The 13,364-nt window shown below is 63.4% G+C and carries 12 protein-coding genes; 2 read left to right on the top strand and 10 right to left on the bottom strand.

Going from position 1 to position 13,364, the window contains the following annotated elements:
• Positions 1-28 precede the first annotated feature (28 nt).
• Positions 29-2,107 (top strand): polyphosphate kinase 1, encoded by a 2,079-nt coding sequence (gene ppk1 / locus EV698_RS01680; RefSeq protein WP_130502443.1) that lies wholly within the window; start codon positions 29-31, stop codon positions 2,105-2,107.
• On the opposite strand, the gene ppx is transcribed toward ppk1, so the two are convergent.
• The 4 genes from ppx to EV698_RS01660 are packed head-to-tail and all read right to left on the bottom strand — an operon-like array spanning position 2,108 to position 5,716.
• Complete coding sequence (ppx, locus tag EV698_RS01675) at positions 2,108-3,637, bottom strand: exopolyphosphatase (protein WP_130502442.1); 1,530 nt, start codon at positions 3,635-3,637, stop codon at positions 2,108-2,110.
• A 19-nt stretch (positions 3,638-3,656) separates the two neighbouring features.
• Positions 3,657-4,724, bottom strand: a complete 1,068-nt coding sequence (locus EV698_RS01670) for a GGDEF domain-containing protein (RefSeq protein ID WP_130502441.1) — start codon at positions 4,722-4,724, stop codon at positions 3,657-3,659.
• Complete coding sequence (locus EV698_RS01665) at positions 4,721-5,116, bottom strand: DUF2721 domain-containing protein (protein WP_130502440.1); 396 nt, start codon at positions 5,114-5,116, stop codon at positions 4,721-4,723. Before EV698_RS01665 ends, EV698_RS01670 begins: the two co-directional genes overlap by 4 nt.
• Before the next feature lie 21 nt (positions 5,117-5,137).
• A complete protein-coding gene (locus EV698_RS01660) occupies positions 5,138-5,716 on the bottom strand; it encodes a hypothetical protein (protein ID WP_130502439.1) in 579 nt (192 codons plus the stop codon).
• A 198-nt stretch (positions 5,717-5,914) separates the two neighbouring features.
• On the opposite strand from EV698_RS01660, the gene EV698_RS01655 reads away from it, so the two are divergent.
• Positions 5,915-6,505, top strand: coding sequence for a GNAT family N-acetyltransferase (locus EV698_RS01655; protein WP_165385689.1), 591 nt, complete (start codon positions 5,915-5,917; stop codon positions 6,503-6,505).
• Here EV698_RS01655 and EV698_RS01650 read toward each other — a convergent pair.
• The 6 genes from EV698_RS01650 to relA form a co-directional block, all read right to left on the bottom strand.
• Positions 6,444-7,130 (bottom strand): ABC transporter permease, encoded by a 687-nt coding sequence (locus tag EV698_RS01650; protein ID WP_130502437.1) that lies wholly within the window; start codon positions 7,128-7,130, stop codon positions 6,444-6,446. The genes EV698_RS01655 and EV698_RS01650 overlap by 62 nt on opposite strands.
• Positions 7,127-7,819, bottom strand: a complete 693-nt coding sequence (locus tag EV698_RS01645) for an ABC transporter permease (protein ID WP_130502436.1) — start codon at positions 7,817-7,819, stop codon at positions 7,127-7,129. Before EV698_RS01645 ends, EV698_RS01650 begins: the two co-directional genes overlap by 4 nt.
• An 18-nt stretch (positions 7,820-7,837) precedes the next feature.
• Entirely contained in the window at positions 7,838-8,575 is a 738-nt protein-coding gene (locus EV698_RS01640; protein WP_130502435.1) for an ABC transporter substrate-binding protein, read from the bottom strand.
• Positions 8,572-9,366, bottom strand: a complete 795-nt coding sequence (locus EV698_RS01635) for an ABC transporter ATP-binding protein (protein WP_130502434.1) — start codon at positions 9,364-9,366, stop codon at positions 8,572-8,574. Before EV698_RS01635 ends, EV698_RS01640 begins: the two co-directional genes overlap by 4 nt.
• A 71-nt stretch (positions 9,367-9,437) precedes the next feature.
• Positions 9,438-11,075, bottom strand: coding sequence for an ExeM/NucH family extracellular endonuclease (locus EV698_RS01630; protein WP_165385688.1), 1,638 nt, complete (start codon positions 11,073-11,075; stop codon positions 9,438-9,440).
• Entirely contained in the window at positions 11,065-13,281 is a 2,217-nt protein-coding gene (gene relA, locus EV698_RS01625) for a GTP diphosphokinase (protein ID WP_130502432.1), read from the bottom strand. Before relA ends, EV698_RS01630 begins: the two co-directional genes overlap by 11 nt.
• Positions 13,282-13,364 lie beyond the last annotated feature (83 nt).

The raw sequence follows: 13,364 nt of genomic DNA, 5'->3' as shown, positions 1-13,364 counted from the left end.
GGGCGTCGATTCAAAGGACAGGGACACGATGCAAGCCGACAACCTCCACCAACCCGCCCTCTACCTCAACCGCCAGCTCAGCCTGCTGGCATTCAATGAACGCGTCATGGCGCAGGCCGCCGACCTGTCGAATCCGCTGCTCGAGCGACTGAAATTCCTGTGCATTGCCAGCTCCAACCTCGACGAGTTCTTCGAGATCCGGGTGGCCGGACTGCGACAGGCCCGGGAAATGGGCGTCGGGCAGTCCGGGCCGGACAACCGGACGCCCCAGCAGGTCCTGCGGGAGATCAGCGAGCGCACCCATGCACTGGTGGACGAGCAGTACCGGCTTCTCAACGACGAGGTCACGCCGGCACTGGCCGAGGCGGGCATCCGCTTTCTACGCCGCAATGAATGGACACGCGAACAGCAGGACTGGATCCGTGCCTATTTCGAGACGGAGTTGCTGCCCATCCTGAGTCCGCTGGGGCTGGATCCGGCCCACCCCTTCCCGCAGGTACTCAACAAGAGTCTCAACTTCATTGTCTCGCTGGAGGGCAAGGATGCTTTCGGGCGTAGCAGTGGCATGGCGGTGGTTCAGGCCCCCCGGGCGCTGCCGCGCATTATCCAGTTGCCGTCCGAGCTGGATGGCGGGGGCGCCTGTGATTTCGTGTTCCTGTCATCGATCATTCATGCCCATGTCACCGACCTTTTCCCGGGCATGAAGACAACCGGCTGCTACCAGTTTCGTGTCACCCGCAACTCCGATCTCTACGTCGACGAGGAGGAGATCGACGATCTGCTCCGGGCGATGGAAGGCGAGCTACCCTCGCGGCGGTATGGCGATGCGGTTCGGCTCGAGGTGGCGGTGAACTGCCCCGAACATATGGCCAACTTTCTGCTCGAGGAATTCGAGCTCGAGCCCGAGGCGCTCTACCAGGTCAACGGCCCGGTCAATCTCAGCCGCCTGCTCGCCGTCTGCGATCTGGTCGATCGCCCCGATCTGAAATACCCCGGATTCACACCGGGACTGCCAGGCGAACTCGGCTATAGCGGGGATATCTTCAAGGTCATGCGTCGGCGCGATGTCCTGCTCCACCACCCCTTCGAATCATTCGCACCGGTCATCGAACTGCTCCGCCAGGCGGCGCAGGATCCGGAGGTGCTGGCGATCAAGCAGACCCTCTACCGGACCGGGCCCGACTCCGCCGTGGTCGATCACCTGGTTACGGCGGCTCGCGCCGGCAAGGAGGTGACCGTCGTCGTCGAACTGCGCGCCCGTTTTGACGAGGCGGCGAATATCGGTCTGGCGAACCGGTTACAGGAAGCCGGCGCGCACGTCGTCTACGGGGTGGTGGGCCACAAGACCCACGCCAAGATGATGCTGATCGTCCGTCGCGAGGGGCGCCGCCTCCAGCACTACGTGCATCTGGGCACCGGCAACTATCACTCCCGCACCGCGCGGCTGTACACCGACTACGGCCTGATGACCACCCGCACCGCCATCGGTGAGGACGTCCATCGCGTCTTTCTGCAGCTCACCAGCCTCGGCAAGGTCTCGGCGCTGAATCACCTGCTGGAGTCACCGTTCACGCTGCACCCGGGCATGCTCGACAAAATCGCCCGCGAGCAGGCCCACGCCGAGGCCGGACGTCCCGGGCGGATCATCGTCAAGGTGAATGCCCTGGTCGAGCCGAAAGTCATCCGGGCTCTGTACGCCGCCTCGCAGGCTGGCGTTGAAATCGATCTGATCGTGCGCGGTATGTGCTGCCTGCGACCCGGCGTCGAGGGTGTGAGCGAGACCATTCGCGTGCGCTCGATTATCGGTCGGTTCCTCGAGCACACCCGGGTGTTCTACTTTGCGAATAATGGCGACCCGGAGCTTTTCTGCAGCTCCGCCGACTGGATGGAGCGGAATTTCTTCCGCCGTGTCGAGGCCGCTTTCCCCGTACTCGATACCGAGCTGCGGGATCGGGTATTAGCCGATCTGCAAACCTATCTGGCGGACAATACCCAGGCCTGGGTGCTGGATTCGAATGGGCATTACGAGCGGCTGACGCCCGGTGACGATGAGGAGGTCGTCAATGCGCAGCATGCCCTGCTAGAGGGCTACGGCGAGGGCAACTGATCAGTCCTCGACGATCTGCAGCTGAAACCCGGCCGCCTCGAGATAGCCGGCTTCTTCATTGAGATCGGCCTCTACCAACGGGTTGTCCTCCAGCCAACCCGCCGGGAAACCCATCGTGAGACTGCGGCCCGAGGCACTGAGGGACAGCGGCGGTAACGGCTCGTCACTGCGCGCCCGATAGAGCCCGACGGACAGGCGCAGCAAGACGGCAAGCCGGGTTGACGATTGCTGCCAGTCCTCCGGGAGCTCACGGAACACATTACGCGGGAATTTGCGCCGATGAGCGCGAACCAGGGTCGCCAACACCTGTTGCTCCTCGCGCGTAAAACCGCCCAGATCACTATGACGAACAATGTACTCGCCATGCTTGTGATACTGGCTATGGGAGAGATCAAGGCCGATCTCGTGGATCCAGGCGGCCCAGTTGAGCGTGTCCCTCGCCGTCAGGGTATTCAGTTCCCAGTCGTTTGCTACCTGGCTTCGAAGGTACTCCGCGGATCGGGCCACCCGGCGGGCCTGATCGATATCGACGTGATAGCGCTCCGCCATCGCATCAATGCTCTCCGTACGAACGTCGGCATGCCGGATCCGCCCGATCAGATCAAGCAGCAATCCCTCCCGAAGCGCCCCGTCGGCGGCCTCCATGTGCTCCAGGCCCAGTTGCCGGAAAGCCCCCAGCAGAACCGCAAGCCCGCCGGGCAGCACCTCGGCACGGGCAGCGCCGACGCCATTGAGTTTGAGTCGCTTGATATTCCCGGCCTTCACCAGCGCGCGACGCAGCTTCTCCAGACCGCGAAGATCGATCCCGCTCGAGGTCCAGCCGTTCTCGCGAAGGCAGCGCTCGATCGCACGAATCGTACCCGAGGCGCCAATGACCCGATCCCAGCCCAGTCGGCGGTAGCGATCGGAGATTGGCTCGAGCTCGCGACGCGCGGCGATCTCGGCATTCCGCAGGCGCTTGTCGGTGATGCCGCCGTCGGAGAAAAACCGCCGTGTGGTGCTCACGCAGCCCATATGCAGGCTCTCCATCTCACGCGGAACGAAGTGCTCGCCGATAATGAACTCGGTACTGCCCCCGCCGATATCCATCACCAGCCGACGGTCGTCATCATCGGCAATGCTGTGCGCGACACCCAGGTAGATCAGCCGCGCCTCTTCATAGCCGGAGACGATCTGAATCGGATGCCCCAGCGCGCTCTCGGCCTCGCGGAGGAATTCCCGCGCGTTGCGGGACTGGCGCAGGGTGTTGGTGCCCACGGCGCGGACCGCCCCCTGAGGCAGGGTACGCACGCGCTGGCCGAAACGCTCCAGGCAGGCAAGCGCCCGCTCGCGCGCCTCGGCGGATAACTGTTTGTCGTCATTCAGGCCGGCGGCGAGTCGGACCGATTCACGCAGCCGATCATGAGTGCGCAGTCCCGATTCCTCCGGTCGGGCAATGATCATGTGAAAGCTGTTCGAACCAAGATCAACAGCGGCGACCTCATCCGCCTCGCTGGCCGAGTCGATCGCTCCCGGTTGGTCATCCGCCATCAATAGTCCCCTTAACGCCCTATGCGGATTCCGTATCAATACGGGCTCGCTCGATGGCCTGCCAGATATCGGTATCCGATGACTGGTACGAGCTGATCCCCACTACGCAGCGCATGCGCTGTCGCGCCGGTAATGGTGCAAAGCGTCGGCTCTCGACGGAGGTGCGCAGCTTTTCGGCCACCCGGCTCGCCTCTTCCTCCGTTGCATCAGGGAGCACGATGAGGAATTCCTCCCCGCCATAGCGGCCCAGTCCGTCTATGTCCCTCACGCAACCGCGGAGTCGTCGTGCCACTTCGCGGAGGATTTCATCCCCGATGGCATGGCTGTACTCGCGGTTAATGCGTTTGAAGTGAATCAGATCCATGAATATCACCGCCAGCGGTTGCCCGAGCCGCTCCGCGCGCTGACACTCCTGGTCGAGGAAGGCAATGATCGCGCTGCGGTTGCTGATCCCGGTCAGCGGATCGAGCACCTTCAGATCATGGGCCTCCTCGCGGGCCCGCTGGAGGTCGATCTGGCGGTCACGCAGCAACCGCCGCAGCTGACTGACATGACTGGCGAAAAAGCCTCCGCAGGGGACCAGCGTGCTCAGCGCCGCCAGATGCAGCAGCTCGACCTGGGCATCGAACGCATCCGGGCGCTGATGCCAGACCGCTCCCAGTGCCACGGCATAGCAGAACAGCGCGAATCCGCCGAGGGCGGTGAACTGCCGTGCGTTAAGCCGCAGCACACCAAACATCAACAGCACGAGGAACAGCAGCAGCAGCCCGCCCCGTCCGCCGTCGAGCAGATACATCGTGACGCCCATGAGCAGGCAGACCATGAACATCTGCAGGCCGGTCAGGCTGGGATCGGCGAAGCGCTCGTTACGGCCACTACGCAGCAACGCGTAAAGTCCGGCGTTGACGGTCAGCACGACCAGGCTCAGAAAATGCCACTCGGACACCGCGAGCAGCCCCTGGCGGACATAAAATCCCATGAGTGCCACCGCGAGCGTGTAGACGGTCGCTGCCAGCAAAAAGCGGCGCACCCGCAACGACTGGCGCGGATCATCGTGGGGCACCACCACGCCCAGCGAAGGCCTCACTTTTCCGACTCCAGTTCGGCGAGCTGGATATTGATGGCGTTGACGGAGATCCAGATCTCGCGAACAGAAAGGGTCAGGGAGGCCATCATCAGGATCAGGCTGAGCCCGAACAGCCAGCGGGCTACGGGTATAAAGCCGCCGAACAACAGAAACATGCTGATGACGCAGGCCAGCAGACTACCAACGCCGGCGGCCTGCATGTACTGGATGAGCCGAACCCGGCGCCGAAGGTTGTCAATCTGCTCCAGCAGGCTGCGACGCTGGGTCGATGAATACCTGGCCTGCAGGTCACGGATTAGCGACGCCAGCGCCAGGAATCGATTCGTGTAAGCGAGCAGCAGAAGGGATACCGCCGGAAACAACAGGGACGGCGTTCCCAGCGTGAGTTCCATCTCCGTTCGCCCTCGATACCGCTACTGCGCGCCAGCACCGTTACCGGCGCCACCCGCGGAACCGGAGCGCCGCTGGCCCTGGACCTCGGAACGCAGGTCCTGGAAGCGCTCGATCATATCGGGCACTTCACCGTCGATATCGCTCATCGCACTGACGATGTCATCCTGCAACTGGGCCTGATCTTCCTGGATACCGCTGTCCTGCATGGCGGTCCGGCGGGCTTCAAGCAGCGACTGACGCTTGCTCTGGTACTCCTCCATCAGAGTCGCCCGCTCTTCCTCGGCCACGTCGCCGCCACGGAGCTGGCGAGCGATGTCCTGAAGCCGTTTGACGTCCTCCCGCGGATTGACGCCCTGATCACGCATCCGCGACATCATCCGATCCTCGAGAGACTCCTGACGGTCACCCAGGTTGGGGTTTTCGTTGATGGCCTCTTCACGAATCGACGCCAGGGACTCCTGGAGCGACTGCAGCTCCTGGCGCTGCGCGGAGGGACCATCGGTGTTCTGGGCCGCAGCGATCCCCGCTACGCCAGCCGCCGATACGGCGAGCGTCAGGAACGTACGTCGCGTCCAGTTACCAAGGGATAATGTCGACATCAGTGACTCCATTTTATCTGTTTAGATCGCGTGAATACCGGCAAGTTATCAGCTTGCTGCGCTGTCGTGTCAACAATCCCTCATGCCGTTCGGGTTATTATGCCGCCCATGATCAAACAGCACCGGCTTGACCCGTTCCAGCGCCGCCATCGATCCGATCGATTCGGTTACAGCTCCCGCGTCGTTTTCCTGGAACGAATGGTTGACCCAGCTGAATATTCGGCCGATCAGGCCGACCCATGGTTCCCGGGTATCGACGATTACCTCGACGCTTATCACCGCGTCGGTGCGCCCTGGCTGTGGTCTGACCGACTGGCCATGGGGCGGGATCGCATCGAGCGCGACCTCATGGACCCCCGTCAGCGCTGCTGGCGCATCGATGAAGGACACAGACTGGCGGGCTTTTGCGAGTTGATCGCCCGATCACCGGCCGAGGCCGAGATCCTGCACTGCGGCCTCATCTCCGCAGCGCGCGGTCGCGGCCTGGGACAGCGCCTAATCAATAGCGCACTGGCCGGTGCCCATGCGCTGGGCGCACGGCGGGTCTGGCTGCATACCTGCAGTGAAGACTCCGAAGCGGCGCTCGGTTTCTATCAGCGAGCGGGTTTCCGGATTTTCGCTACCCGGCTGGAATGGGTGATTGACCCTCGACGCCGCGGTTTGCTGGATGCCACCGCGGGCAATGCCGTGGATTTGCCATGGACCGGCCAACAGGCCGTCAATGCATTCAGTGCGGCTGCAGATGGCGGTTCAGGCGCCGCTCAAGCAATCGAAAACCGCTCAGGATGATGACGGTCAGCACCCCGTAGACCAGTCCGGCCGCGAGGAACAGCTCCATGGGAGTATAAGTCCGCGCGATGATCGTTCGCGCGACTCCGGTCAGATCCATGAGCGTAATGGTACTGGCGAGCGCACTGCCCTTGAGCATGAGGATGACCTCGTTGCTGTAGGCCGGCAGTGCGATACGAAACGCGCGGGGCAGTCGGATGCGGCGCCAGATAAGTGCAGACCCCATGCCAACCGCCCTGGCCGCCTCCACCTCGCCCCGGGGAACGGCCTGTATGGCGCCCCTGAGGATTTCAGCGGTGTAGGCGGACGTATTCAGCGTGAAAGCGATAATCGCACACCAGTAGGCCTGACTGAGATAGGGCCAGAGGATGGATGAGCGGATCGCCTCGAACTGCCCGGTCCCGTAGTAGACGAGGTAGATCTGCACGAGCAATGGCGTCCCGCGGAAAAAGTAGATATGCGCCATCGGCAGCAGACGTATCCACCATCGATCCGAGACGCGGGCCATGGCGACGGGGACCGCCAACATGAAACCCAGCACACCGGAAACCGCCACCAGTTCGAGCGTCAGCAATGCGCCTTCCGCGAGCGCGGGAAGACTCTCGATCATCACCGACCAGTTCATTCGGTCAGCGTCCGCATGCCGTGAGTGGTTCGCCGTTCAAGCCAGTGAATACCCAGCGACGCCACGGCGGTTAAACCGAGATAAATGAACGCGGCAGCGACGTAGAAGGTGAACGGCGCCTTGCTGTAGCCGACCGCAATGGAGGTCTCGCGCATGAGATCCTGGAGGCCGATCACCGACACCAGGGCAGTGTCCTTGAGCAGAGACAGGAAAATATTGCCGCTTGCCGGCAGCGCCACCCGCCAGACCTGGGGCAGGACGATGCGGCGGAAAATCCGCGCCCGGCCCATTCCGAGTGCGAGCCCCGCCTCACGATGCCCGGAAGGTATCGTCGCCAGCGCACCACGAAAGACTTCGGTCATATACGCGCCGTAATTGAATGCCAGCGCGATCACGCCCGCCATGAATGGCGAAAGCGCAATGTAATCGCTGTAGCCGAAGGCGTTGGCGACCTGGTTGATGATATTGGCCGCGCCGAAGTACACCAGGAGGATGACCAGCAGTTCCGGGAGCCCGCGCACCGTCCCGGTGTAGAGGGTACCCAGCCACCTCAGCGGGGCGGGACCGGCGGTTTTCGCGCCGGCCCCGAGCAGACCCAGAACCACGGCGCAGACCATGCTGACGATGGCAAGCTGCACCGTGATCCACGTTCCGGAGGCGAGCTGCGCGCCAAACCCCTGAAGATCCATGCGCAGACGCCTGTCGGATCAGTAGATATCGAAGGGGAAGTAGTCGGCGTTGATCGCCTGATACGTCCCGTCGGCCCGGATGGCCTCGATTGCATCGCTGAACCGCTCGGCCAGCTCGTCATTACCCTTGCGCACGGCAACGGCGATCTTGTCGTCATCGTAGACGGGATCGCCCTTGAACTCGTAGGCAGCGCCTTCGTCGCTTTCCAGCCACTCATAACTGACATAGACGTCGGCGAGTACGGCATCCAGTCGACCGCTTTCCAGATCGAGGTAGGCGTTCTCCTGGGTGTCATAGACGCGGCGTTCGGCCTCGGGGACGTTATCCTCGAGCCACTGGGCGGCGATCGTGGCGCGCTGGGCACCGATCACGGCATCGGCGGCATCGCCGGGACCGAAATCGCTCTCTTTCGGCGCGATGAACTGCAGCTTGTTGGAGTAGTAAGGCTCGCTGAAGGTGACCGCCTCCTGGCGCTCGGGGGTAATCGACATGGACGCGATGATGGCGTCGTACCGACCGGCAATCAGGCCCGGGATAATCCCGTCCCACGACTGGGTGACGAGTTCGCAGTCGGCGCCCATTTCCGCGCACAGGGCGTTGGCGATGTCGACGTCAAAACCCTTCAGCTCGCCCGAGGAGTCGATGACGTTGAAGGGTGGATAGGCCCCCTCGGTGGCAATCCGGAGGGTGTCCTGAGCAAACACGGGGAAGGCGAGGAAGCTGCCCAGCAGCAGACCGAGTATTGGACGGATCATGACAATGTCACTCCTTTTGATTCCGACAGATGGGTGGCAAGGAATGCGCGACAGCGCTCCGATCGGGGACTTTCGAATACCTCGGAGGGCGGCCCCTCCTCCTCGATGCGACCGGCGTCGAGGAAAATAACGCGGTGGGCGACATCACGGGCAAAGCGCATTTCGTGAGTCACGATGAGCATGGTCCGGCCCTCTTCCGCCAGCTGGCGAATCACGCCGAGGACCTCGCCGACCAGCTCCGGATCGAGCGCCGAGGTGGGCTCGTCGAACAGGATGACGGCGGGTTTCATGGCCAGCGTCCGGGCAATGGCGGCGCGCTGTTGCTGACCGCCGGAGAGGAAGGCCGGGTAGGCGGTTTTCTTGTTGCCCAGGCCGACTTTCTCGAGCAGGACCTCCGCCTCCGAAACGGCCTGTTGCCGGGATATTCCCAACACATGCACGGGCGCCTCGATCACGTTCTCGAGGACATTCATGTGTGGCCATAGATTGAAGTTCTGGAACACGAATCCGATGCCCGCCCGAACACGGGTGATCTGATCATTACTCGCTGGACAGAGCGTGCCATCACGTCCGGGACGAAGATCGAGGGTCTCGCCGTTGAAAACGATCTCGCCGGCATCGGGTTGCTCGAGGAGGTTGACGCAACGCAGCAGCGTGCTCTTGCCCGAACCACTGGTGCCGATCAGCGCCACGACTTCTCCGCGCCGGGCGGTGAGATCAATCCCCTTGATGACCTCCAGATCACCAAAGCGCTTGTAAATCCCGCGCAGCTCGATCGCGGCCTCATCCATGCAGCATCCCCGGGCCATGACGTTTGTGTGACAAGGTTAGCAGTGCAGCATGGCGATGTCGCCCTGTCCACTCAGGGTGCCGGCGCGAACATATCGACGATGACGGGGTCGTGGTCAGATAGTCGCCAGTATCCCTTTCCCTCGCGCCTCAAGTAGGCCGGTTCATCGGCATTGATCGACCAGAGCTCCACATCGGCGACGTGCTCGAGCAGGGCCGGATTCGCCAGCGCATGATCAAGGTAGCCTGCCCGCCCGTGATAGTTGTAAGTGTAGCGTGCCATCGGCTTCACATAGCGGGCCAGCAGATCCGTGTAGCCCGCTGACGTCCAGCGGGACAGGGCCTCTTCCTGCGGATAGGCATTGAAGTCGGCCATCACCAGTAGCGGCGGCTGATCCGCGGCTTTCGGTTCGCCGGTATCCTCCAGCCAGTCGAGCATGGCCTCGCTCTGGGCCTGTCGGCGCTCGGCCCAGCAGCCCTCCCCGCGGTCGATATCACCGTGGTCGGGACAGCCGCCGCGGGACTTGAAATGGGCAACCGCAACGCGAAAGCCGATTCCGCTCGCGGTGCGGAAGCGCGCCTGGATCGGATCCCGCGGATGAACAGGATCGACCTGGTGCGCCCCATCGACCCGGGACAGCCGGACGGGGCGATAGAGCAGCGCGCTGCGAATGACCGCATCGCTGCGGCCCCGGACCGCCGCCTGATACGCCTCGGACACCTGCAGGCCGTCATTCAACAGACCCGTCAGATCATCCATCGTCGCCGGATTGTTCTCGATCTCGTGGAGCGCGATGAGATCCGGGTCAAGGGCGCGCACGAAACGGCGCAGACGTTCCCGCTGATGCTGGAACGCCGCCTCGGTTCGGGCCCCTCGACCACTGCGATCGGTAAAGTAGTTATGCAGGTTGAGCTGCACCGCGCGAATCCCCTCCCCGCCCGGTGGAGGACTCGGGCGGGGATTCGCGGCGCGGAAGGTGGGCGGTCGAGTCGGGTGGATTCGCCAGCGCCCGAAAGCCCGGGCAAGGATCCCGGTTACCGATTCAACGCGATCCCCCGCGCGTCGAACACCGTTATCGGTATGGGGAACGGGGCGCGGATCACGTTGATAGCTGCCATCGTCCACGAGCAGATCCAGTCGCTCGCCGCCGCCGACGCCATTGTTCGGATGGAAGGACCGCTCGCCCCGTGCCAGCCGCAGGGTGCCGTAGCGCCCCAGATCGTAGACCTCGGCGACGCTCAGCGGTCCGTCAATGCGCACGAGTCGATCGTGCAGGCGTTCATAGGCCGCATCGTCATCGGGTTCGAATGCAGCGGGCGTCACCGTCTCCGGCCCGCAGTAAACCATCGACACAATGCGCTCGAGCTGAACATCTCCCCGGTAGCGACCACTGTGGGCTCGAATCCGCCAGCGCTCGTTACGCCCCGGCGTTGTTGCCGGCGTCAGATCCGGGGCGTAGACAAACAGCCCCGCCGCCGGGGAGTCCGCTGCAAGGTAGAAGCCATTGAGCCCCTGATCGCCCGGGAAGCGGCCGCTCACGACGGCCTCCACCTCGATCTGTCGCCCCTCGGCGACGGCGGGCCCGTCGAGGCCACGGACATCCGCCAGCGATGTCGAACCCGAGGCGCCGCAGCTCGGCTCAGTGGATGCCATCGCCAGGCCCGGCAGGGCCATGACGATGGCTGCCGGCAGCCAGAAATCAGACCGCACGGTGGACATCACGAATGTTGCGCAGACCGACCATTCGCTGCATGACACGGCTCAACTGATCGACATCGGCCACTTCGACGGTCATGACCATGCGCGCAACCTGGTCATCGGGGTCGGTCCGGGTGTTCACCGCCGTGACATTGATACCGTCATTATTCAGTAGCGAAGAGATATCGCGGATGAGCCCCGGCCGGTCATACGCCTCCACCACGATGTCTACCGGGTAGGCCCGCCCTGAACCCCGACTCCAGCTGACCTCGATCAGCCGCTCCGGAGCGGTTTCCTGCAGCCGGCGGATATTCGGACAGTCGGTACGGTGAATCGCCACGCCCTCGCTGCGGGTAATGAAACCGAGGATGGTGTCGCCCGGCGTCGGCTGACAGCAGCGAGCCATGCGAGTCATGAGATTACCGACGCCATAGATGGTGACATCGTCCTCCGGTGCGGTCGGGGTCGAGGCCTTACCGCTGCGACGACGTAACAGCTGCTCGTCGGTTTCCGGCTCTGGCGGCAGCAGGCGGTCGCGCAGCAGGCTGGCGATCTGTCCACCCGTGATGTCGCCCCGCCCGATCGCTGCAAGGAATTCCGGCAGCCGCCGAAAACGCGAGCGTGCTGCGAGTGTCTCGAGGTTGACGTCGGCCAGACCCAGCCGATGCAGCTCGCGGTCGAGCAGCTCACGGCCGAGCTGCGCGGTCTTGTCCTGATCCTGCTGACGGAACCAGGCGCGCACCTTCGCCCGCGACCGGGGCGAATTCAGATACCCCAGCGCCGGGTTGAGCCAGTCGCGGCTGGGACGGGCGTGCCGGGCGGTGAGGATCTGCACCTGATCACCGTTCTGCAGGGGCTGTGTCAGCGTGACCATCCGGCCGTTCACCCGCGCACCACGACAGTGGTGTCCGATGTCGCTATGGATGGTGTAGGCGAAATCCAGTGGGGTCGTCCCCTGCGGCAGATCAACGACATCCCCCTTGGGCGTGATCACGTAGACCCGGTCTTCGAAGATTTCGGCACGGAAGCGGTCGATCAGATCGCCGTCGCTATCGCTGTCCGATGCCGATTCGAGCAGCCGGCGCAGCCAGGCCACCCGCGCATCGAAATCGGGATCCTCACTGCGCCCCTCCTTGTAGCGCCAGTGCGCGGCAATCCCCAGTTCCGCCTGATCATGCATCTCGCGGGTACGGATCTGGACCTCGACAGAGCGACCACCATCGCCCACCACGGCGGTATGCAGCGAGCGGTAGTTATTCTCCTTGGGGGTTGCGATGTAGTCGTCGAACTCGCGCGGGATCGGCTGCCAGAGGCTGTGGACGATCCCCAGCGCGGTATAGCAGGCCGGGACACTGTCCACCAGGACGCGCACGGCACGCAGATCGAACAGCTCATCAAAACCCAGCCCCTTGCGCTGCATTTTCCGCCAGATGCTGTAGATGTGCTTGGGCCGACCGGTGACCTCGGCACTCAGGCCCGCCTCGGCAAGATGCGTTTCAATACGGGCTTTCATCGCCTCGATGAAACGCTCGCGATCGACACGCCGCTCGGCCAGCAACCCGGCAATCCGCCGGTAGTTCTCCGGCTCCAGGTAGCGGAATGACAGATCCTCGAGCTCCCATTTGATCTGCCAGATCCCCAGCCGATTCCCCAGCGGGGCATGCAGATCGAGGGTTTCCCGGGCCATTCGCTGCCGGTCAGCCTCCGGCAGGACGCCAAGAACACGCATGTCATCCAGGCGCTCCGCCAGCACCAGGAACACCACGCGAATGTCGCGGGCCATCGCCAGCAGCATCTTGCGCAGCGCCTCGGCCCGCTTGCTTTCATTCTCCGTGGCACCGGCCATGTGCAGGCGGCTGACCTGCCCCATGCGCAGGCAGCCCTCCACCAGACTCGCAACCGTGTCGCCCATCCGTGCCCGAATGGCGGCCAGATCAGGTCCGCCGCAGGCAGGCAGGTCATGCAGGAGACCGGCAATGATCGAATCGGCATCAAGCTCGAGGCCGCTCAGGATATCGGCAACCGCAACGGCATGATCGAAGCGGCGGTCCCCGGTGGTCCGAACATCTTCGCCGTAATGCGCGGCGGCATAGTCCCAGGCATTCGAGAGACGCTCGCGCGCCTCCGCTCCGGGCTGCCGGGGCATGGCTTCCAGCCAGTCCATGACGGACTGATCACCGGGACGACCGACGGTCGAATTATCACTCACTTTCACCATGGACAGAATTCTATCGCCTGTAGGTATTGAACATCCATACAGTACTGTATAGATTAACAGCTAATCGAAGACTGATCGGCAGC

The organism is Spiribacter vilamensis, assembly GCF_004217415.1.
GTDB lineage: Bacteria > Pseudomonadota > Gammaproteobacteria > Nitrococcales > Nitrococcaceae > Spiribacter > Spiribacter vilamensis.
The sequence above is the reverse complement of the archived record's forward strand: the minus strand, read 5'-3'. Positions and strand labels throughout refer to the sequence as shown.

Bases quoted from the DNA above. Each gene is read 5' to 3' on its own strand.
- ppx (WP_130502442.1), bottom strand. From the start codon at position 3,637: ATGGCGGATGACCAACCGGGAGCGATCGACTCGGCCAGCGAGGCGGAT.
- EV698_RS01640 (WP_130502435.1), bottom strand. From the start codon at position 8,575: ATGATCCGTCCAATACTCGGTCTGCTGCTGGGCAGCTTCCTCGCCTTC.
- relA (WP_130502432.1), bottom strand. From the start codon at position 13,281: ATGGTGAAAGTGAGTGATAATTCGACCGTCGGTCGTCCCGGTGATCAG.
- EV698_RS01655 (WP_165385689.1), top strand. From the start codon at position 5,915: ATGGTTGACCCAGCTGAATATTCGGCCGATCAGGCCGACCCATGGTTC.
- EV698_RS01665 (WP_130502440.1), bottom strand. From the start codon at position 5,116: ATGGAACTCACGCTGGGAACGCCGTCCCTGTTGTTTCCGGCGGTATCC.
- EV698_RS01650 (WP_130502437.1), bottom strand. From the start codon at position 7,130: ATGAACTGGTCGGTGATGATCGAGAGTCTTCCCGCGCTCGCGGAAGGC.
- EV698_RS01635 (WP_130502434.1), bottom strand. From the start codon at position 9,366: ATGGATGAGGCCGCGATCGAGCTGCGCGGGATTTACAAGCGCTTTGGT.
- EV698_RS01660 (WP_130502439.1), bottom strand. From the start codon at position 5,716: ATGTCGACATTATCCCTTGGTAACTGGACGCGACGTACGTTCCTGACG.
- ppk1 (WP_130502443.1), top strand. From the start codon at position 29: ATGCAAGCCGACAACCTCCACCAACCCGCCCTCTACCTCAACCGCCAG.
- EV698_RS01645 (WP_130502436.1), bottom strand. From the start codon at position 7,819: ATGGATCTTCAGGGGTTTGGCGCGCAGCTCGCCTCCGGAACGTGGATC.